Here is a 20,247-nt window from a genome sequence, read left to right as displayed (position 1 = left end):
GAAGTGGTGGGTGATGACGGGATCGAACCGCCGACCCCCTCCTTGTAAGGGAGGTGCTCTCCCAGCTGAGCTAATCACCCACTTCGGTACTTCACAATAAGAAATTTAGCTGGCGAGAAAGTGGTGGGTGATGACGGGATCGAACCGCCGACCCCCTCCTTGTAAGGGAGGTGCTCTCCCAGCTGAGCTAATCACCCACTTCTCAATTTCTTATCTACACGGCGGAGACTACATAAAGTAGTTGGTGGGTGATGACGGGATCGAACCGCCGACCCCCTCCTTGTAAGGGAGGTGCTCTCCCAGCTGAGCTAATCACCCCCGCTGTGTGGAGTCGCATTATAGGGAGAGTTGAAAATGAGTCAACGCATTTTCTAAAGTTTTTGTTTGTTCGTCGTAAAATTAAACAAAACGATCGTGAATTACCCCGCACTGCATGATTTCTATACGGAAATAGCAAAGCGCAGCGTTCTGACCGGATCAACATTGAGGAATCAAGCCACAGTGATAGAATACAAGGCTATTCATCTTTCCAGGATTTGCCGGTTGTCGGCATCTTTATAAACGTAAGGCCATTTCATGAAAATCAAAACTCGCTTCGCGCCTAGCCCGACAGGTTATCTGCACGTCGGCGGCGCGCGTACTGCTCTTTATTCCTGGCTTTTCGCACGTCACCACGGCGGTGAGTTCGTGCTGCGTATTGAAGACACCGATCTTGAGCGTTCCACGCCGGAAGCCATTGAAGCCATCATGGATGGTATGAACTGGCTGAACCTGGAATGGGACGAAGGCCCATATTTTCAGACCAAACGTTTTGATCGCTATAACGCGGTGATTGACGAGATGCTGGAGGCGGGAACGGCCTATAAATGCTACTGCTCTAAAGAGCGTCTGGAGCAACTGCGTGAAGATCAGATGGCGAAAGGCGAGAAGCCGCGTTATGACGGGCGCTGCCGTCACAGTCACGAACATCATGCCGACGATGAGCCATGCGTGGTGCGCTTTGCCAACCCGCAGGACGGTTCCGTTATTTTTGATGATCAGATCCGTGGCCCGATCGAATTCAGCAATCAGGAGCTGGACGATCTGATCATTCGTCGTACCGACGGTTCCCCAACCTACAACTTCTGTGTGGTGGTGGACGACTGGGATATGGAAATTACCCATGTGATTCGTGGCGAAGACCATATCAACAATACTCCGCGCCAGATTAACATTCTGAAAGCGTTAAACGCGCCGGTGCCGATGTACGCACATGTGTCGATGATTAACGGCGACGACGGTAAAAAGCTGTCTAAACGTCACGGTGCGGTGAGCGTGATGCAGTATCGCGATGACGGTTATCTGCCGGAAGCGTTGCTGAACTATCTGGTGCGTCTGGGCTGGTCCAGCGGCGATCAGGAGATCTTCACCCGCGAAGAGATGATCAAGCTGTTCTCCCTCGGTGCGGTGAGCAAGTCTGCGAGCGCGTTCAACACTGATAAACTGCTGTGGCTGAACCACCACTATATCAATACGCTGGCGCCGGAATATGTGGCGACGCATTTGCAGTGGCATATCGAGCAGGAAAATATCGACACCCGTAACGGCCCGCAGCTTGCTGAACTGGTGAAGTTGCTGGGCGAGCGCTGCAAGACTCTGAAAGAGATGGCGCAGAGCTGCCGCTACTTCTATGAAGACTTCAGCGAGTTTGACGCTGATGCGGCGAAAAAACACCTCCGTCCGGTGGCGCGTCAGCCGCTGGAAGTGGTGCGCGACAAGCTGTCGGCGATTACGGACTGGTCAGCAGAAAACGTCCACCACGCGATTCAGGCCACGGCGGATGAGCTGGAAGTGGGGATGGGTAAAGTAGGGATGCCGCTGCGTGTGGCTGTGACCGGTGCCGGGCAGTCGCCTGCGCTGGATGTCACCGTACATGCGATTGGTAAAACCCGCAGCATTGAGCGCATCAACAAAGCGCTGGGCTTTATCGCCGAGCGTGAAAGCCAGCAGTAACGCCAGCTGAAACAGAATAAACGGCAGGGCAGACGCCTGCCGTTTATTATTTGTTAGTCCGCCTCATTGATACCTAAACGCGTCAGAAATCCGCGAATACCTTCCCGCGATAAAAACAGCGCCAGTTTTTCCTGTTCCTGAGCAGACATATTTTCAACGGCATCAATAATTTGTCGATAAGCGTGACTGTGCGCCGCGTTCGCATATTCTGCGAAAGCCTCTTCCGCCTGATAAAACGCAGGCAGTTTGCGAAAAGCCGGAATATTGAGAATAAACTCCCGCACGCTGGCATCAATATGGATGAGTCTTGCGCGTCCGCCTTTGACGCCGGGAAATTTTTCGGTTTTCCAGTGTTGTTCTCTGATCCAGCGATTGACGGTTTGTCTGGCCACGCCGAGGCATTCAGCCAGCTCTTCAGTGGTCATTTTACTGCGTAATCTTTTCATATTATTTGCTATCGCGTATCCCTAAGCGTTGTAACAAACCGGTAATCCCTTCACGCACGAGGAGAGAGGTAAACTGTTTCTGCTCGGATGAGGTCATCTCTTTGGCGAGCGTCATAAGCAGCGCTTCAAGCGATGCGTTGCTGGCAGGCGTGAATGTGTCTGCGTGATGGTCAACTGAACGTTCAGCGCTGCGGATATACTCACGAACCTGTTCGTTTACATGAACCAGACGGGCTTTACCGCCCTGGACGCCAGGTTTGGGCGATGTTGCCCAGCCTTCTTTCCGTACCCATTTATTGATGGTTTGTCGGCTGTAACCGGTGAGATTAGCGAGTTCTTCTGGCGTCATCCGTTCCTTGAACATAACGATTCCCTGAATAGTCGTGGGGTTAATTAGTGGTTCATTTTATAGCACCATTTTAGTCGAAACCGTGACGTGTTTAACTACTGAATGCGAGTTGTGCCGCAATGTCCTTTATTTGAATGCTTTTTCAGCGATTGAATTCGGCAAGTTCATTTTGCCGTTGACACATGCCGAGGGAATTCATATGATGCCGCCCGTCAACTCGACAAGCTTTACGTAGTGGGGCTATAGCTCAGCTGGGAGAGCGCTTGCATGGCATGCAAGAGGTCAGCGGTTCGATCCCGCTTAGCTCCACCAAATTTACTCCCGATAAATTTGGCGTATACGTAAAAGCACTATGGGGCTATAGCTCAGCTGGGAGAGCGCTTGCATGGCATGCAAGAGGTCAGCGGTTCGATCCCGCTTAGCTCCACCAATATTCAAACCCTCGCTGAAAAGCGGGGGTTTTTGCTTTTTGTCACAAAATTCATGGCGTCTGATCTGTTCTTCAGGTGCGTTTGTTTGCCGCTGCTTTTGCGGTCAATATGAGCTTTTGTTAGATTGCTTCATAATGCGAATATACTTATTATTCATGCGCCTTATATAATGATGTGAGCATTAAAGCAATGCCGGATAAGTGTAACGTATTAAAAAATATAAAAATATTTTTACTGGCTTTCTGCCTGACCGTTCCGGCTATTCTGCTATCTCGTCTCATTTCTCCCCGCGCCACAATTGATTCCAGCTATATCTTTCTGGCCTGGCTACCGCTCTGCGTCATGTTTTCCGTGCTGTTCTTATTTGGCCGCCGTGGCGTCGCGCCGATGGTAGGCGGAATGATGTTGACTAATGAATGGAATTTTCATTTACCTCTGCCACAGGCGATGGTGCTGCTATTTTGCCAGACGTTTCCCGTGTTGCTGGTTTGCGCTATCGTACGCTGGCAGCTGGGCGCGCGCTGGCGCTACGGAATACCCAACCAAGGCATCTGGCTACGCGTTTTCTGGTTAGGGTTAATGACGCCGTTTGGCATAAAAATCAGTATGCATCTGGCGGGGCACTACCTGGCTTTCCCGGTGACCATCTCTACCTTCTTTGGCACCGGCACCGCTATTTTCTCGATTGTTGATTTATTGAGTCTGATTTCTGCCGCGCTTATTTTTACCCTCTTTTTCTATTATCCGCTGCGGATGATAGTCAGCCCGCACTATATTCGTATTTTCTGGCGGAGGGATATCGCTCCTTATCTCGCCAAAGAAAAACGCCTGTTTACGCTTCTCTGGTTTGCCACTCTGGCGACGCTATTAGCGGTGCTGTGTACGCCTTTCGAGACAAAGTATATTGCTGGCTATCTGGTGCCAGTCCTGTTCATTGGATTTACCATCGGCGTGGGGAAAATCAGCTATCCGCTATTGAATTTTAGTTGGGCTCTCACTGCGCTATTCCTGCTTAGCTATAACCGCAATTTTCTGCAGGGCGTGGGCTCAGAATATTCGCTGGCATTTATCCTTTCAGTTCTCATTTCTTTTAGTATTTGTTTGTTGTACATGGCGCGGATTAATCAGCGTAGCGAATGGTTGAATCGACAATGGCACTCGCAGGCGTTGACCGATCCGTTGACGCAGCTGCCTAACCTGCGTGCGCTGGAGCAGTTTCTTTTACAGGATGCCGGGCAAAGCGTGTGTTATTTACGCATGGAAAACTTGGAATTTCTGAGCCGTCATTACGGTATGCAGATGCGCGTGCATTGCGAACGCGAGGTGTTTCGCGTGTTGCAGCCGCTGCTGCTGGAAAAGGAGAAAATTTTCCATCTGCCGGGCAGTGAGTTATTGCTGGTATTGACGGGACCGGAGACGGAAGCCCGCCTGCAATATATGCTCAATGTGCTTAATAACCGCAAAATTTACTGGAACAATACCGGTCTGGACATGGAATACGGCGCATCGTGGGGAACATTCGATGGTCGCCAGGAAACCTTGCAACCGCTGTTGGGGCAGTTAAGCTGGCTGGCGGAGCAATCTTGTTCGCATCGTCGGGTGCTTGCACTGACCCAGAGTATTGAAGCCGCTTCCGGGCAGACGACGGAACGGGTGCTGCGGTTGCAGAAAATCCGTCAGGCGCTGGAGCGTGGTGCGCTGGTTTTGTATGCGCAACCCATTCGCGACGCGCAGGGAAAAGGGTATGACGAGATTCTGACGCGGCTTCGGTGCGACGACGGTATCATGATGCCCAATCAGTTCATTCCGCTTATCGCCCAGTTTAACCTGAGTGTACGGTTTGATATGCAGGTGATGGAAGCGCTCCTGCAATGGTTGTCCGCGCATCCTTCGGCGGAGCAGGGGGCGCGTTTCTCGGTTAATTTGATGCCGCTGACGCTGCTGCAAAAAGAGACGGCGTCGCGCATTATGCAGCTTTTTAAACGCTATGGCGTCCCGCCAGCTTCGGTCATCATCGAAATTACTGAAGAACAGGCCTTCTCTCATTCCGAAATCAGTATGCACAATATCAACCAGCTGCGTAAGTTTGGCCTAAAAATCGCCATTGATGATTTCGGTACTGGTTATGCAAACTATGAACGGCTAAAACGCCTCAAGGCGGACATCATTAAAATCGACGGTTGTTTCGTAAAAGATATTCTGACGGACTCCCTGGATGCGATGATCGTGAAATCCATCACTGATTTAGCGAAAGCGAAATCGTTGAGCGTCGTGGCTGAGTTTGTTGAAACGCCTGCGCAGCGCGATCTGCTATTGCAGCTTGGCGTACACAGTTTGCAGGGATATCTGATTGGCCGCCCGCGCCCGTTAGGTAAATAAGCGGCATAAAAAAACCGGGGATAGCTCCCCGGTTTCTACATTAAACGCAGACTTACAGTACCAGCGCCGCGATAGAGGCGGACAGTACGCTCACCAGCGTAGAACCGTACACCAGCTTCAGACCAAAACGGGAAACCACGTTGCCTTGCTCTTCGTTCAGGCCTTTAATCGCGCCCGCAATAATACCGATGGAAGAGAAGTTCGCGAAGGACACCAGGAAGACGGAGATAATGCCTTCAGCGCGTGGAGAGAGGGTAGAGGCGATTTTCTGCAGATCCATCATCGCCACGAATTCGTTGGAAACCAGTTTGGTCGCCATGATACTTCCTACCTGCAGCGCTTCACTGGACGGTACGCCCATTACCCATGCGACCGGGTAGAAGATGTAACCCAGAATGCCCTGGAAGGAGATGCTGTAACCGAACCAACCGGTAACCGTTGCGAACAGCGCGTTCAGCGCCGCGATCAGCGCGATGAAGCCGATCAGCATCGCCGCGACGATAATCGCCACTTTAAAACCTGCCAGAATGTACTCGCCCAGCATTTCGAAGAAACTTTGGCCTTCATGCAGGTTCGACATCTGAATATTTTCTTCGCTGGCATCAACGGTATAGGGGTTGATCAGCGACAGTACGATAAAGGTGCTGAACATGTTCAGAACCAGCGCTGCGACCACATATTTAGGGTCCAGCATGGTCATATACGCGCCCACAATAGACATGGAAACGGTCGACATCGCCGTTGCAGCCATGGTGTACATGCGGTTACGGGACATTTTGCCGAGGATATCTTTATAAGCGATAAAGTTCTCAGACTGGCCGAGGATCAGCGAGCTGACGGCGTTAAAAGATTCCAGTTTGCCCATACCGTTTACTTTGGACAGCAGGAAACCAATAGCGCGGATGACCACTGGCAGAACACGGATATGCTGAAGAATACCGATCAACGCGGAAATAAAGACGATCGGGCACAATACTTTCAGGAAGAAGAACGCCAAACCTTGATCGTTCATACTGCCGAAGACGAAGTTTGTCCCTTCGTTGGCAAATCCGAGCAGTTTTTCAAACATCTCGGAGAAACCTTTTACGAAGCCAAGGCCAACATCCGAGTTCAGGAAGAACCAGGCCAGTAATACTTCGATAACAAGTAACTGAATGACGTAACGAATGCGAATTTTTTTACGGTCGCTGCTAACCAGCAGTGCGAGTACCGCAACAACGGCAAGCGCCAGGACAAAATGAAGGACGCGGTCCATATTTGCTCCAAATATGAGGCAGGTTTAATTTTCGTGCACATTCTATGCAACAGCCGTAAAGAAAACGAGATCCAACACACACTATAATAAGGACCTGTGACGAGATTCAAAATTAGTGATCTGTAATACACTTTTACTGTACTGAATATGAAAATGAAAAGTTATATCAGTGTGCTAATCTTGTAATGTTAAGCCAAACTGTTCTGATACAGGTCGCCATCGTATCGGTCTATCGTTTCACACTATCAAAGTAATCACCCGTACCCATTGAAATGCACTTGATAATCATTATCAATGAACATAGCATAAAACATAGCAAAGGCTATGTTTTTGAGGCAAAAGATGACTGACAATCGCGTAGAGAATAGCAGCGGACGGGCGGCGCGCAAGCTAAGGCTCGCATTAATGGGACCTGCGTTCATTGCCGCGATTGGTTATATCGATCCCGGTAACTTCGCGACCAATATTCAGGCCGGCGCCAGCTTTGGCTACCAGCTACTCTGGGTGGTGGTCTGGGCGAACCTGATGGCGATGCTGATTCAAATCCTTTCGGCAAAACTCGGAATCGCCACGGGCAAAAACCTGGCGGAGCAAATTCGCGACCATTATCCGCGCCCGGTAGTCTGGTTTTACTGGGTACAGGCGGAAATCATCGCGATGGCCACCGATTTAGCTGAATTTATCGGCGCGGCAATAGGTTTTAAGCTGATCCTGGGCGTCTCTTTATTACAGGGCGCGGTATTGACCGGTATCGCGACGTTTCTGATTTTAATGTTACAACGCCGCGGTCAAAAACCGCTTGAAAAAGTCATCGGCGGTTTACTGCTTTTTGTCGCCGCTGCTTACATTGTGGAGCTGTTTTTCTCTCAGCCTGATATGGCGCAGCTCGGAAAAGGAATGGTTATCCCGGCGCTACCGAACCCGGAAGCCGTATTCTTAGCCGCCGGCGTGCTTGGCGCGACGATTATGCCGCACGTGATTTATCTGCACTCGTCATTAACGCAGCATCTGCACGACGGAACGCGGCAACAACGGTACTCAGCAACAAAATGGGATGTCGCTATTGCCATGACGATTGCCGGTTTTGTCAATCTGGCAATGATGGCGACCTCCGCGGCGGCGTTTCATTTTAGCGGCCACACTGGCATCGCCGACCTCGATCAGGCATACCTGACGCTGGAACCGTTACTAAGCCATGCGGCGGCAACGGTGTTTGGTCTTAGTCTGGTAGCGGCAGGGCTTTCCTCCACCGTGGTAGGGACTCTGGCGGGGCAGGTGGTGATGCAAGGGTTTGTCCGTTTTCACATTCCGCTGTGGGTACGGCGCACCATTACCATGCTGCCCTCATTTATTGTGATTTTGATGGGGCTGGACCCTACCCGAATTCTGGTGATGAGCCAGGTGCTGCTGAGTTTTGGTATTGCGCTGGCGCTGGTGCCGCTCCTGATTTTCACCAGTAACGCTACGCTAATGGGCGAGCTGGTGAACACGCGGCGGGTAAAACAGATTGGCTGGATAATTGTCGTGCTGGTCGTCGCCCTGAATATCTGGTTGCTGGTTGGAACGGTAATGGGATTGTCATAAAGACAGAAAGATAGCAGGCCCGATGCGTGGGCGTCATCGGGCTATTATTCAGCAGGAGGCTTAGTGATGATGTTTGTGACCCCGGCCTCGCCCACGATGATCGTCGCGATCGCGCCAGCCTTCCCGATAACCGCGTTCATACGCTTTACGCTTATCCCAGCCGCGATGATAGCCGTTGTCATGACGCCACCAGCGATTTTTACGCCATTCATAATGGTTGTGCCAGTAATCACGGTCGCGCCAGCGACCACCGTCCCAGTAGTTACCGTAATCATCGCGATCGCCAATCTGTAATTTAATTGAGGGCAACAGGGTGATTTCGCCCGCATTCGCGGCAAGCGGTGTAAAAGCCAGCAAGGCTGCCGCCAGAATCAGTGACCTGAACATACTTTCTCTCCTTCACGATCGAGCCGTCGCCGGCCTGTTAATGCAATATTACAAAGCAGTAAAGATTTGTTTCATCGCCTTAACTCTTAAATCATGAAGGAGAGCATTTTTTGCTAAAACCGGCCCTCCAGAATAGCGTCAATTTCTGCACATTCCGCCGCTGAAAAACGGCGATTGGCCAGCATTCCCACGGCGTCTTCGATTTGCGACGGTTTGCTGGCGCCAATCAGTACCGAGGTAACGTTATCGTTACGCAGCACCCAGGCGAGCGCCATCTGAGACAATTTTTGGCCCCGTCGCGCAGCCAGTTCATTCAACTGGCGAACTTTTTCCAGTTTGTCGGCGGTAATCTGTTCTGGTTTAAGGAAACGGCTTCCGCTCGCCGCGCGGGAATCTTCCGGAATGCCATTCAGATAACGGTCAGTGAGCTGCCCGCCCGCCAGCGGCGAGAAGGCAATACTACCGACGCCTTTTTCCTGCAACAGCGCCAGCAGCCCGTCCTCTACCCAACGCTCAAAAAGCGAATATTTAGGCTGATGAATCAGGCAAGGCGTGCCGAGATCCTCCAGAATATCGATAGCTTGTCTGGCCAGATCGGCAGGATAGTTAGAGATCCCCACGTACAACGCTTTGCCCTGGCGCACAAGGTGATCTAACGCTTTCATCGTCTCTTTAAGCGGCGTTTCGGGATCGGGACGATGGTGATAAAAGATGTCGACATACTCCAGCCCCATACGTTTCAGGCTTTGATCGAGGCTGGCGATAAGGTATTTCCGTGAACCCCAGTCGCCATAAGGGCCATCCCACATGGTGTAGCCCGCTTTGGTGGAGATGATCAATTCATCACGCCACGGTAAAAAATCTTCCTGCAGAATGCGGCCAAAATTGCATTCTGCGGAGCCCGGCGGCGGCCCATAATTATTGGCGAGATCAAAGTGGGTAATGCCCAGATCGAACGCGCGTTGCAGCAGCGCCCGGCTATTTTCTACCCGTGTCGCATCGCCGAAGTTGTGCCATAACCCCAGCGAAATGGCGGGAAGTTTGACGCCGCTGCGCCCGCAGCGACGATACTCCATTGTGTGATAACGATTTTCATCGGGCTGATAAATCATGACCTTTCCCCCTGTGGCGTGAATAAATAGTGTATACGGTTACACTCGCCAGGCGGTATCCGGATTTTACTGTTCGCCGCTGTAAACATTGTTTTCCAGGCTTTCATCCCCGTCGTGCTGGACAGCCATCGCCATTCCTTAATACTCAACATAATGTCAACGTCAGAAGGAAAGCTGTCATGCAAAACCCCTATACCGTGGCCGACTATTTGCTGGACAGACTGGCAGGATGCGGCATTGGCCATCTTTTTGGCGTACCGGGCGATTATAACTTGCAGTTTCTTGACCATGTGATTGACCACCCGACCTTGCGTTGGGTGGGATGCGCTAATGAGCTGAACGCCGCTTATGCCGCGGACGGTTATGCGCGCATGTCGGGCGCTGGAGCGCTACTCACCACCTTTGGCGTGGGAGAACTTAGCGCTATTAACGGTATCGCGGGCAGTTACGCGGAATATGTCCCGGTCTTGCATATCGTCGGCGCGCCCTGTAGCGCTGCGCAGCAGCGTGGCGAATTGATGCACCATACCCTCGGTGACGGCGATTTTCGTCATTTTTATCGCATGAGTCAGGCGATATCTGTTGCCAGCTCAATATTGGATGAACAGAACGCCTGTTTCGAGATTGACCGTGTATTGGGTGAAATGCTTGCCGCACGCAGGCCAGGATACATCATGTTGCCCGCCGACGTGGCGAAAAAAACGGCCATCCCGCCTACGGAGGCGCTGGCGTTGCCCGTGCATGAAGCGCAAAGCGGTGTGGAGACGGCTTTTCGTTACCACGCCCGTCAGTGCCTGATGAACAGTCGGCGCATTGCGCTATTGGCCGACTTTCTTGCCGGGCGTTTTGGTTTACGACCACTGTTGCAGCGCTGGATGGCGGAAACGCCCATCGCTCATGCGACACTACTGATGGGGAAGGGGCTTTTTGATGAGCAGCACCCGAACTTCGTTGGCACCTATAGCGCTGGCGCCAGCAGCAAAGAAGTGCGTCAGGCCATAGAGGACGCCGATAGGGTTATCTGCGTCGGCACCCGTTTTGTCGATACCCTTACGGCCGGATTTACCCAACAATTGCCGGCGGAACGCACGCTGGAGATTCAGCCTTACGCGTCGCGCATCGGCGAAACCTGGTTCAACCTCCCGATGGCGCAGGCGGTGTCTACGCTGCGCGAACTGTGCCTGGAATGCGCTTTTGCGCCGCCGCCGACGCGTTCCGCCGGACAGCCAGTGCGGATTGATAAGGGAGAACTGACCCAGGAAAGCTTCTGGCAAACTTTACAGCAGTATCTCAAACCCGGCGATATTATCCTTGTCGACCAGGGGACCGCCGCCTTTGGCGCTGCCGCGCTGTCGCTTCCTGACGGCGCGGAAGTTGTGGTTCAGCCGCTGTGGGGGTCTATCGGCTATTCCTTGCCCGCCGCGTTTGGCGCGCAAACCGCCTGTCCCGATCGGCGGGTGATTCTGATTATCGGCGATGGCGCGGCGCAGCTCACGATTCAGGAGATGGGCTCGATGTTACGCGACGGGCAGGCGCCGGTCATCCTGCTGCTCAACAATGACGGCTATACCGTAGAGCGCGCCATTCACGGCGCGGCCCAGCGGTATAACGACATCGCGAGCTGGAACTGGACGCAGATACCATCGGCGCTAAACGCGGCGCAACAGGCGGAGTGCTGGCGGGTGACGCAGGCTATCCAACTGGCGGAGGTCCTCGAACGTCTGGTGCGCCCACAACGTCTGTCATTTATTGAAGTGATGTTGCCAAAAGCCGATCTGCCGGAATTACTGCGTACCGTGACCCGGGCGCTTGAAGCTCGCAACGGGGGATAATGGCCCCCGCTGCGCCGGATTAGGGTTCGTGACGGTTGGCGGCCAGCAACGGTTTTCCCGCCAGCAATAGCCAGGCGGGGAGCATCACAATGCAGAGCAGCGGCAGCAGATTGGTATCCGGTACGACGACTGCCGCCATAAACAGACTGAGCCAGCCGTCACGTGTCACTACCAGCACTAAGCCAAGAATCGCGCAGGAGACGGTAATCGCCGCGGGTACGGCCTCAACATGGGCATGGAGCATGAGCCCCAGCGCCGCGCCGATAAACACAGCCGGAAAAATGCGCCCGCCGCGAAAGCCGCTCGCCGCCGCGATGACCAGCGCGGCGAGTTTGACGACGGCTAAGGTAAAATAATCTCCCGCGCCCAACGTCTGGCTAAACGCCATTTGTTGCATTTCGTCCAGTCCTTTAAAGAGGGTAAGCGGCCCGCCAATGACGCCCAGAATACCCAGTATAAAACCGCCAATGCCGAGAATCAGGACCGGATTTTTCAGGCGGTGCAGCAACTCATGCAGACGCGGAAGGCACCAGACGGCGACCATCCCGGCGGCAATGGCGATCGCCGCGACGATCGCTCCGCTGGCAATGTCCACCAGCCGCATCTGCGTGTAATGGGCGATGGGTAACGAAAAATGCGGATGAAAGAACAGGCTGGTGGTGAGTGACCCCGCCGCTGCCGCCATTAACGGCGCAAACAGGCGATCCCACATGGGAATATCGTTAGAGCCGCTAAGGGTTTGCGAAAAAATCAGCGCTGCGGCGACGGGCGTGCCGAATAGCGCGCCGATGGTGCCCGCTGAGGCCAGAATCGTCCAGTCTAACGCCGTGATACGCGGAAACAGGCGGGAACCGAAAGCCGCCGCCAGCGCGATATTTATTGTCATTATCGGATGCTCTGGCCCCAAACTTACCCCACCAGCAAGGCCGATGATTAAGGCGAGAAGCAGCCCGGGCAGCGCAGATGGCGAGACCGGCATACTGATTAACGGTTCGATGGCCGGATCGGGGCCAGCGTGTCCGGGACTGTAACGGATAATCAAACCCACCACGATCCCGGTTAGCGTGAGCATACCCACTATCCAGAACGGCGAATCATAAGCGATGCCGATGCTGGCGGGCAGTCGTTGCCAAAGAAATTGCTGAAAAACCGACGCGACTTTCATCGAGGCGATTAAAACCAGGCTTGACGCTACGCCAATAATCAGTGCGGGGAGCGACAGCAGCAGCATCGTTCGGGCACGCGGGTGGAACATAATCTCTTCCTTACACGGGGTCGTATACCTATTTTGCACAGCCTGCCCGACGGCATTGCTGCAATTGGTGCTGAAACAAGAAAGTAATTCTGTGATGAAGATCTATATTTATAGGCAGTCAGCCTGATGGCCGTTGTTGTTATGCCCCCATGAATTTACAGTGTGACAAAGACTTATTTTGACTTTAGCGGAGCAGTAGAAGAATGACAAAGTATGCTTTAGTAGGAGATGTAGGCGGCACGAATGCGCGTCTTGCCCTGTGTGATATCGCCAGTGGAGAAATCTCGCAGGCCAAAACGTATTCCGGCCTGGATTATCCCAGTCTTGAGGCCGTGGTGCGCGTTTATCTCGATGAGCATAGCGTCAACGTGGAAGATGGTTGTATCGCCATAGCCTGCCCGATTACCGGTGACTGGGTAGCGATGACTAACCATACCTGGGCTTTTTCTATTGCGGAAATGAAAAAAAATCTCGGCTTTAGCCATCTGGAAATCATTAACGATTTCACCGCCGTGTCGATGGCGATCCCGATGCTAAAAAAAGAGCATTTAATTCAGTTCGGCGGCGGCGAACCGGTAGACGGCAAACCTATTGCGGTGTATGGCGCGGGAACCGGCTTGGGCGTGGCGCATCTGGTGCATGTGGATAAGCGTTGGATTAGCCTTCCGGGCGAAGGCGGGCATGTCGATTTTGCGCCTAATAGCGAAGAAGAAGCTATGATTCTGGAAATATTGCGCGCCGAAATTGGCCATGTTTCCGCCGAGCGCGTGCTGTCTGGCCCCGGGCTGGTGAATCTTTACCGGGCGATTGTTAAGTCCGACAACCGTCTGCCGGAAAATCTGCGCCCGAAAGATATTACCGAACGCGCCCTGGCGGATAGCTGTATCGATTGTCGCCGCGCGTTATCGCTCTTTTGCGTCATCATGGGGCGATTTGGCGGCGATCTGGCGTTAACTATGGGGACATTTGGCGGCGTTTATATCGCTGGCGGTATTGTCCCGCGCTTCCTGGAATTTTTTAAAGCGTCCGGCTTCCGTGGTGGCTTTGAAGATAAAGGCCGCTTTAAAGATTATGTACACGGTATTCCGGTCTATCTGATTGTCCATGATAATCCTGGCTTGTTAGGTTCCGGCGCGCATCTGCGCCAGACATTAGGTCATATTCTATAAGCCAGATGGTGGCATAAATGCCTTATCCGGCCTACAAAAGTGTGTCATCTGTAGGCCTGATAAGCGCAGCGTCATCAGGCAATTAATCATTCTCTTGCCAGTCTCAAACCGCGTGCCTCACGCGGTTTTTTTCATTGCCGTTCCTGTGCATGAATACTTCAACTGACTGAATTATTTCACTTTACTCTTGCTGAGCGAAAGGTCAAACACCAGCGCGTTGAGTCATCACGTCATGGCGGTTAGTCAGGCGAAAACAGGGATTTATTTTATTATACGTACCCGGTTCGCTGCCTTATTTACGGTTTCATCGCGGCATCTTGCCGGAAAGGATCTTTATTTTCGGGGAAATGTCCCTGAAAAACACCGCAATATGACATGATTGAATACCATTATCCTTAGTAAGGATTTTGGTTAAAGAGGAAAAACCACAAAATCAAAAGGGGATTATTTGAGATAAGGTTTATTGACAGGAAATTATCGTCGGCTGTACCGCTTTAGGTAAATTCAAAGATATCAATTTGTTAATAATATTGTTTTTTTTGATGCTATAACGACACGCTTAAAAAGTAAATTTTTACTGTTGTTCCTCTTTTTCGTCGCTAAAAAATATTTTCATTAGCCTCTCGACAGGAAGAAAATTTTCAGGCTATTTTCTAAAGGAGCCACCATCGTGGCAGCGTCGCTCGGACGGTCCGGGCGCTAACGTTAATCTGAGGATATTATGGCTGACTTCCGCCCTGAACGTCGCTTTACGCGTATCGATCGCCTTCCGCCCTATGTTTTTAACATCACCGCTGAACTCAAAATGGCTGCGCGTCGGCGCGGCGAAGATATTATTGATTTCAGTATGGGTAATCCTGATGGCGCAACCCCTCCCCACATTGTCGAAAAACTTTGCACCGTCGCGCAGCGTCCGGATACGCACGGTTATTCCACGTCTCGCGGCATACCGCGTTTACGCCGCGCGATTTCTCACTGGTATCAGGAACGTTATGATGTCGATATCGATCCGGAAACCGAAGCGATTGTGACCATCGGTTCCAAAGAGGGACTGGCGCATTTAATGCTGGCGACGCTGGATCATGGTGATACGGTACTGGTGCCGAACCCCAGTTACCCGATTCATATCTATGGCGCCGTTATCGCCGGGGCGCAGGTGCGTTCGGTTCCATTGGTAGAGGGGGTGGATTTCTTCAACGAGCTGGAGCGCGCTATTCGCGAAAGTTATCCGAAACCGAAAATGATGATTTTGGGTTTTCCGTCTAACCCTACGGCCCAGTGCGTCGAACTGGAATTTTTTGAAAAAGTGGTCGCTCTGGCTAAACGTTATGATGTGCTGGTAGTGCACGATCTGGCGTATGCCGATATCGTGTACGACGGCTGGAAAGCGCCATCCATTATGCAGGTGCCTGGCGCGCGCGACGTGGCGGTCGAATTTTTCACACTGTCGAAAAGCTATAATATGGCGGGCTGGCGTATTGGGTTTATGGTGGGCAATAAAACCCTGGTCAGCGCGCTGGCGCGCATTAAAAGTTATCACGATTATGGCACCTTTACCCCGCTTCAGGTGGCGGCTATCGCCGCTCTGGAAGGCGATCAGCAGTGCGTGCGCGATATCGCCGAGCAGTATAAACGTCGTCGCGATGTGCTGGTGAAGGGGCTGCATGAGGCGGGCTGGATGGTTGAAATGCCGAAAGCCTCAATGTACGTCTGGGCGAAAATCCCGGAGCAATATGCGGCGATGGGATCGCTTGAGTTTGCCAAGAAGCTGCTGAATGAGGCGAAGGTTTGCGTTTCTCCAGGGATAGGCTTTGGTGATTATGGCGACACCCATGTACGCTTTGCATTAATAGAGAATCGCGACCGCATTCGCCAGGCCGTCAGAGGGATTAAAGCGATGTTCCGCGCCGATGGCGTGCTGCCGTCACATCCAAAACCCGTTGAGGCGAGCACGGAGTAGAAAAGCAAACAGGAGCCCCATGGCTCCTGTTTTTCTTTGCATTGTACTTTTAAATCATCAGGGCGAAAGTACCGGCCCAAACAATGACCATAAATGAAATGCCCATAAAGAAATATTTCACGTTTCATCTCTCCGCGTACCTGTCGTACGCCTAAATGAACTTACACTTACCTGATTATAGAGAGTTGATGCCGGACAATACGAAATTGAGAATTATTCGTGTTTCGACCGCCTGCATCACCTCAGAATTCTGCGCGTCATCGCTCCAGACGGCGCTAATGTACGCCTAAAAATGAGGTGAAACAAGAGGCATTTTCTTATTTACTTTTAGTAACTTACAAGTGTCGGGAATCGGCGACAGTTTAATTTCTGACAGTGATGAATCGCTATTGAGCGACGCCGCCGACACAGTAAAAAATCGCCTGTAAACAGGAGACTTATCGCTAAAAGCAGGAATGAGTAATTTACGATATGAATATTATGACAATGCGAAATGCCAAAATAAAAGGCCTTGCGGCCTTTTTCAGATGTAGAGTGACGCTTCCCCCAACGGGCGAGTCTTGAAACGGCGATGGATCCAGAGATATTGCTCCGGGGCGCGCATGATCTCTTTCTCAATAATTTTATTCATATAGGCAGCGGCTTGATTTTCATCTGCCGGGTAACCTTCCATTTCAGGGGTAATATACAGACGATAACCCGAGTTATCGGATTTCCTTACCATTGTAACGGTCAACATGGCGGCGCCAGACAGCCTGGACAGTACATAGGTGCCGTTGGTGGTGGCGACGTTTTCAACCGCGAAAAATGGCGCAAAGGAGCTACCTTTAGGGCCGTAGTCCTGGTCGGGAGCAAACCAAACGGCTTCCCCTTTTTTTAGCGCGCCCACAATGCCGCGCAGATTGTTTCTGCCAATCATCGCTTTATTTGAGCGCATACGACCGCGCGTCTGTACCCACTCCATGAGCGGATTGTTATGCGGACGATAGGTCGCCATCATCGGCTGGCAGAGACCCATTACCCGGCCTCCCAATTCCAGCGACATAAAATGCACGCCAACGACCATTACGCCGCGATTTTGCGCCTGCGCACGGGTAAGGTTGTCCAGCCCGTCCACATCAAACCATTTGCGAACCCGGCTATCAGGCCAGAACCAGGCCATGCCCGTTTCAAGCAGCGCCATGCCAAGAGAGTGGAAATTCTCGGCGATCAGTTTTTCCCTTTCTTCCCGGGAGAGGGTCGGAAAACAGAGTTCAATATTTTTCTGGGCGATCGACTCACGTCGCTTCAGGAAGGGGCGCGCCAGTTTACCGGTGCGGGTGCCCAGAAAACGCAAAACCGGGTAGGGAAGCTGCACCAGTAACCAGAGGACACCAACGCCAAACCACGTCAGCCAGTAGCGCGGGTGCAAAAACGCGCGTGAAAATTTGCTTTGAGGAAACATAAAATACCTTCTGTAGATACGAAAATAATGTATCGCAGAAGAGTCATTATCCGCAGCGGTACACTCTGAAATACGCATCATCCTTCAAGTTGCGTTCGCTTATCCGAAGCACTTACTTGAGTAAGCCCATCAGGGTAACTTGAATGATTTACGTATAGTTAGGCCATCATGTACGACAATGGTTCCCGTAAGGAGTGTAAAACTAAGTCAGTACTAAACCACGAGGGCATGAACGCCAGGCAAGCTAATGTACCACCAGTTATTTACTCGCGCCCAGAAATTCTTTATCAAGAAGCGTAAATATTTCTCCCGTAGCAAAAATAAGCTAATCATTATTTTTAATGCATTGTTTTTACAGTAATAATTTTATTTCAGACGAAGGTCATTGAAAAATGATTAAAAAAATAAAATGTGAGATAAATGTTATGGAAATGACTTGCTGATAAGGTTTATCTTAAAGGAGAAGTGAGAGGGACCGTAAGGCTATATGGAAGCCTTGCCATAGACAGGAGGTATTATAGATGATCTATTTATGGACATTTCTTGCAATAAGTATACTTGCCGTGAGTGGCTATATCGGTCAGGTGATGGGGGCTTTTTCTGCGGTTTCTTCTTTTACGGGAATGGTTATCCTTGCCGCGCTGATTTATTTACTCAATGTATGGCTGCAGGATGGCGATGACATCGTTAGCGGATTATTGCTTTTTCTCGCACCGGCATGTGGGTTAATTATTCGCTTTATGGTGGGATACGGTAAGCGTTAGTCAGTACATACCCTTCATACTTCAAGTTGCTTATGTGTTGGCTACGGATTACTCGACCCATCCATGGGCCTCGCCCTGACGGGCCGTCGCACGCGACGTTCAAATCTGCTCCCGGCAGATTTGTCGCTCACCCCAGTCACATCGTTATCTATGCTCCTGGGGACTCACTCCCTTGCCGCCTTTAAGCAACTCGAATTATTTTGGGTATATACGATGTCAGCGAATAGATAGCGCCGACAATGTCGGCGCTTCTGTTCCCCGGGAAGGCTAATCGTTTATTGCGCGTCCGCAAGCTGCAGCGAGTCCTGATTATGTAACGCATTCTGGCGCTGGCGTTCCAGTTCCAGCGCGCCGCGATGGGAGAGGTAACAGAATAGAATGCAGCACACGATGCCGCCCATCAGAAGATAAAATCCGCCGTACCAGCCAAGTTTATCCACCATGACGCCAAACAGGCTGGTGCCCAACGAGGCGCCGAAAATATAGCTCATGAACCCACGTAAACCGACGGCGGAACCTACGGCAAAGCTGGGGACTATCTCCATTGTCTGTACGGACGCGAGGAATTGCGGGACGTAAATCAGACAACCTACAATGGCGGCGAAAATCGTTACCATCAGCAAAGATTCACTTTTCCAGTATCCGATCAGACAGACAAAAATCAGCGCCATGCAAATCATGGCTAACGGCATTCTGCGGCCCTTAAACAGTTTATCTGACAGCCAGCCTGCCAGTAGCGTAGAGGGAATCGCCGCCCATTCGAAAAAGAGAAACGCGACGCTCATCTGTTCTTTTGAAAAGTGTTTTACTGTCAACAGATAGATAGGCAACCAGCTAATCATGCCAAACCGCACCATATAGACGAAGACATCCACCAGCGAAATATACCAGGCATTTTTATTGCGCAGCACATAAGTACAGAAGATTTGCCATGCGCTCATATTTTCCGGCGCTTTTGCCATATTCTTCGTTTTCAGTACGACTTTTTCTTCCGGCATCATCTGTTCCAGGGAGGGAAGACCTTCTTCGCGCGGCGAACCTTTTCCCAATACCAGAACAATTAAGGCAAAAATGATGGCGACGCAGGCCGGAACGATATAACTGGCGCTTTGCCAGTGTTCGCTGCCCAATATCGCAAAAGCCGCACCGACGATAGGCGCGACGATCCCGCCGCCAACGTTATGCGAGATATTCCAGAAGGCGCCTACGCGTCCGCGCTCCCGACGAGGGAACCAGTTTGCAATGGTAATAAACGAGGGGCCGACGCCCATGCCCTGAAAAAGGCCATTGAAGACCACCAGAGCGGCAAATATCCAGAATGCGCTACTGAATCCCAGCCCAACGTTAACAATCGCGCAGAGTACCAGACCGCACGCCATGAAGACTTTTGGGCTGGCTTTATCCGCCAGACTGCTCATTACGCCTTTACTGATTCCGTAAGCAATAAGCATACAGCTACTCAGCAGGCCGATTTGCGTAGCGCTGAGATCCAATTGCTCTTTTAAATAAGGCGTCGATAATGTGAAGTTGTTTCTGACTATATAGTAAGCGAGATATCCCAGAAATACGCTTAACAATGCCTGTATACGATATCGACCATACGTAGCCTGGACTTTTTCCGGTGGGACTTTATGCGCCGATTGCCCTGTTTTTAATATTGTTAACATGGAGTCACCTGTATTTTATAGTGAGATGAACATCAGGAGGTTTTGTCGGTAGAGTGAAAGGAGTGACAATAAAATTCAAGTCGAAGAAATGTGTCAAAATTGACTCAATTGGGTGAATTTAAAGGTTATTTTTGACCCATCCTGAAGGGTGTGGTGAAACTTTAATTATTGGCATGGCCGTTTTATCGTTAGCATGTGCGGATATTAACAAATTTGCTGCC

Annotated in this window: 16 protein-coding genes and 5 tRNA genes; 9 read left to right on the top strand and 12 right to left on the bottom strand. The window is 51.4% G+C overall.

Translation table 11 applies throughout. The features are described 5' to 3' along the window. Positions 1-4: 4 nt before the first annotated feature. The 3 genes from J4614_RS17565 to J4614_RS17555 all read right to left on the bottom strand — a co-directional run bounded on the left by J4614_RS17565 (position 5) and on the right by J4614_RS17555 (position 318). Positions 5-80 (bottom strand) — tRNA-Val (locus J4614_RS17565). A gap of 41 nt (positions 81-121) precedes the next feature. Next, a tRNA-Val gene (locus tag J4614_RS17560) sits at positions 122-197 on the bottom strand. 45 nt (positions 198-242) lie between these two features. After that, positions 243-318, bottom strand: a tRNA-Val gene (locus J4614_RS17555). Positions 319-576: 258 nt separating this feature from the next. On the opposite strand from J4614_RS17555, the gene gltX reads away from it, so the two are divergent. Next, positions 577-1,992 (top strand): glutamate--tRNA ligase, encoded by a 1,416-nt coding sequence (gene gltX, locus J4614_RS17550; protein WP_000695623.1) that lies wholly within the window; start codon positions 577-579, stop codon positions 1,990-1,992. Positions 1,993-2,045: 53 nt separating this feature from the next. Here the strand turns inward: gltX and J4614_RS17545 are convergent, their stop codons facing one another. Both J4614_RS17545 and J4614_RS17540 read right to left on the bottom strand, forming a co-directional pair. Continuing rightward, positions 2,046-2,438 (bottom strand): YfeC-like transcriptional regulator, encoded by a 393-nt coding sequence (locus J4614_RS17545; RefSeq protein WP_000826514.1) that lies wholly within the window; start codon positions 2,436-2,438, stop codon positions 2,046-2,048. A 1-nt stretch (position 2,439) separates the two neighbouring features. Further along, on the bottom strand, positions 2,440-2,802 hold the full coding sequence (locus J4614_RS17540; RefSeq protein WP_000472034.1) for a YfeC-like transcriptional regulator: 363 nt from the start codon (positions 2,800-2,802) through the stop codon (positions 2,440-2,442). 221 nt (positions 2,803-3,023) lie between these two features. Here J4614_RS17540 and J4614_RS17535 point away from each other — a divergent pair. From J4614_RS17535 to J4614_RS17525, 3 genes are all read left to right on the top strand, one after another. Beyond that, positions 3,024-3,099, top strand: a tRNA-Ala gene (locus J4614_RS17535). Between the two features lie 42 nt (positions 3,100-3,141). Then, positions 3,142-3,217 (top strand) — tRNA-Ala (locus J4614_RS17530). A 190-nt stretch (positions 3,218-3,407) separates the two neighbouring features. After that, complete coding sequence (locus J4614_RS17525) at positions 3,408-5,597, top strand: sensor domain-containing phosphodiesterase (RefSeq protein WP_001112936.1); 2,190 nt, start codon at positions 3,408-3,410, stop codon at positions 5,595-5,597. Positions 5,598-5,649: 52 nt separating this feature from the next. Here the strand turns inward: J4614_RS17525 and nupC are convergent, their stop codons facing one another. Continuing rightward, the gene (gene nupC, locus J4614_RS17520; RefSeq protein WP_000376343.1) at positions 5,650-6,852 is read right to left on the bottom strand and encodes a nucleoside permease NupC; all 1,203 of its coding nucleotides are present in this window, start codon (positions 6,850-6,852) and stop codon (positions 5,650-5,652) included. 342 nt (positions 6,853-7,194) lie between these two features. On the opposite strand from nupC, the gene J4614_RS17515 reads away from it, so the two are divergent. Next, on the top strand, positions 7,195-8,436 hold the full coding sequence (locus J4614_RS17515) for an Nramp family divalent metal transporter (RefSeq protein ID WP_071645630.1): 1,242 nt from the start codon (positions 7,195-7,197) through the stop codon (positions 8,434-8,436). Between the two features lie 60 nt (positions 8,437-8,496). Here J4614_RS17515 and ypeC read toward each other — a convergent pair whose 3' ends face one another. Together ypeC and mgrA are read right to left on the bottom strand one after the other, a co-directional pair. Further along, entirely contained in the window at positions 8,497-8,823 is a 327-nt protein-coding gene (gene ypeC, locus J4614_RS17510; protein WP_000490091.1) for a DUF2502 domain-containing protein YpeC, read from the bottom strand. A 113-nt stretch (positions 8,824-8,936) separates the two neighbouring features. After that, a complete protein-coding gene (mgrA, locus tag J4614_RS17505; RefSeq protein ID WP_000640283.1) occupies positions 8,937-9,935 on the bottom strand; it encodes an L-glyceraldehyde 3-phosphate reductase in 999 nt (332 codons plus the stop codon). Positions 9,936-10,114: 179 nt separating this feature from the next. Between mgrA and J4614_RS17500 the strand changes: the two genes are divergently transcribed. Then, on the top strand, positions 10,115-11,767 hold the full coding sequence (locus J4614_RS17500) for an alpha-keto acid decarboxylase family protein (RefSeq protein ID WP_208293261.1): 1,653 nt from the start codon (positions 10,115-10,117) through the stop codon (positions 11,765-11,767). 19 nt (positions 11,768-11,786) lie between these two features. On the opposite strand, the gene J4614_RS17495 is transcribed toward J4614_RS17500, so the two are convergent. Beyond that, a complete protein-coding gene (locus tag J4614_RS17495) occupies positions 11,787-13,022 on the bottom strand; it encodes an ion channel protein (protein ID WP_000468932.1) in 1,236 nt (411 codons plus the stop codon). A gap of 203 nt (positions 13,023-13,225) precedes the next feature. Here J4614_RS17495 and glk point away from each other — a divergent pair, with 203 nt between their 5' ends. Together glk and alaC are read left to right on the top strand one after the other, a co-directional pair. Next, positions 13,226-14,191, top strand: coding sequence for a glucokinase (gene glk / locus J4614_RS17490; protein WP_000170372.1), 966 nt, complete (start codon positions 13,226-13,228; stop codon positions 14,189-14,191). Between the two features lie 721 nt (positions 14,192-14,912). Beyond that, on the top strand, positions 14,913-16,151 hold the full coding sequence (alaC, locus tag J4614_RS17485) for an alanine transaminase (RefSeq protein WP_000763118.1): 1,239 nt from the start codon (positions 14,913-14,915) through the stop codon (positions 16,149-16,151). A gap of 49 nt (positions 16,152-16,200) precedes the next feature. On the opposite strand, the gene ypdK is transcribed toward alaC, so the two are convergent. After that, positions 16,201-16,272, bottom strand: a complete 72-nt coding sequence (gene ypdK, locus J4614_RS17480) for a membrane protein YpdK (protein WP_010723117.1) — start codon at positions 16,270-16,272, stop codon at positions 16,201-16,203. A 402-nt stretch (positions 16,273-16,674) separates the two neighbouring features. Next, positions 16,675-17,595 (bottom strand): kdo(2)-lipid IV(A) palmitoleoyltransferase, encoded by a 921-nt coding sequence (lpxP, locus tag J4614_RS17475; RefSeq protein WP_000484431.1) that lies wholly within the window; start codon positions 17,593-17,595, stop codon positions 16,675-16,677. Between the two features lie 521 nt (positions 17,596-18,116). Here lpxP and J4614_RS17470 point away from each other — a divergent pair. Continuing rightward, positions 18,117-18,359, top strand: coding sequence for a YfdY family protein (locus J4614_RS17470; protein WP_000639889.1), 243 nt, complete (start codon positions 18,117-18,119; stop codon positions 18,357-18,359). A gap of 275 nt (positions 18,360-18,634) precedes the next feature. On the opposite strand, the gene pgtP is transcribed toward J4614_RS17470, so the two are convergent. Continuing rightward, a complete protein-coding gene (gene pgtP, locus J4614_RS17465; RefSeq protein ID WP_000955743.1) occupies positions 18,635-20,026 on the bottom strand; it encodes a phosphoglycerate transporter PgtP in 1,392 nt (463 codons plus the stop codon). Positions 20,027-20,247 lie beyond the last annotated feature (221 nt).

Origin of the sequence: Salmonella sp. 32031103-2018-00083-FB-01-SM-01 (assembly GCF_017571995.1) — a bacterium.
Classification (GTDB): domain Bacteria; phylum Pseudomonadota; class Gammaproteobacteria; order Enterobacterales; family Enterobacteriaceae; genus Salmonella; species Salmonella enterica.
This window is presented reverse-complemented; position numbering and strand designations above follow the sequence as displayed.

Coding starts and splice junctions, on each gene's coding strand:
- gltX (WP_000695623.1), top strand. CDS start 577: ATGAAAATCAAAACTCGCTTCGCGCCTAGCCCGACAGGTTATCTGCAC.
- J4614_RS17545 (WP_000826514.1), bottom strand. CDS start 2,438: ATGAAAAGATTACGCAGTAAAATGACCACTGAAGAGCTGGCTGAATGC.
- J4614_RS17540 (WP_000472034.1), bottom strand. CDS start 2,802: ATGTTCAAGGAACGGATGACGCCAGAAGAACTCGCTAATCTCACCGGT.
- J4614_RS17525 (WP_001112936.1), top strand. CDS start 3,408: ATGCCGGATAAGTGTAACGTATTAAAAAATATAAAAATATTTTTACTG.
- nupC (WP_000376343.1), bottom strand. CDS start 6,852: ATGGACCGCGTCCTTCATTTTGTCCTGGCGCTTGCCGTTGTTGCGGTA.
- J4614_RS17515 (WP_071645630.1), top strand. CDS start 7,195: ATGACTGACAATCGCGTAGAGAATAGCAGCGGACGGGCGGCGCGCAAG.
- ypeC (WP_000490091.1), bottom strand. CDS start 8,823: ATGTTCAGGTCACTGATTCTGGCGGCAGCCTTGCTGGCTTTTACACCG.
- mgrA (WP_000640283.1), bottom strand. CDS start 9,935: ATGATTTATCAGCCCGATGAAAATCGTTATCACACAATGGAGTATCGT.
- J4614_RS17500 (WP_208293261.1), top strand. CDS start 10,115: ATGCAAAACCCCTATACCGTGGCCGACTATTTGCTGGACAGACTGGCA.
- J4614_RS17495 (WP_000468932.1), bottom strand. CDS start 13,022: ATGTTCCACCCGCGTGCCCGAACGATGCTGCTGCTGTCGCTCCCCGCA.
- glk (WP_000170372.1), top strand. CDS start 13,226: ATGACAAAGTATGCTTTAGTAGGAGATGTAGGCGGCACGAATGCGCGT.
- alaC (WP_000763118.1), top strand. CDS start 14,913: ATGGCTGACTTCCGCCCTGAACGTCGCTTTACGCGTATCGATCGCCTT.
- lpxP (WP_000484431.1), bottom strand. CDS start 17,595: ATGTTTCCTCAAAGCAAATTTTCACGCGCGTTTTTGCACCCGCGCTAC.
- J4614_RS17470 (WP_000639889.1), top strand. CDS start 18,117: ATGATCTATTTATGGACATTTCTTGCAATAAGTATACTTGCCGTGAGT.
- pgtP (WP_000955743.1), bottom strand. CDS start 20,026: ATGTTAACAATATTAAAAACAGGGCAATCGGCGCATAAAGTCCCACCG.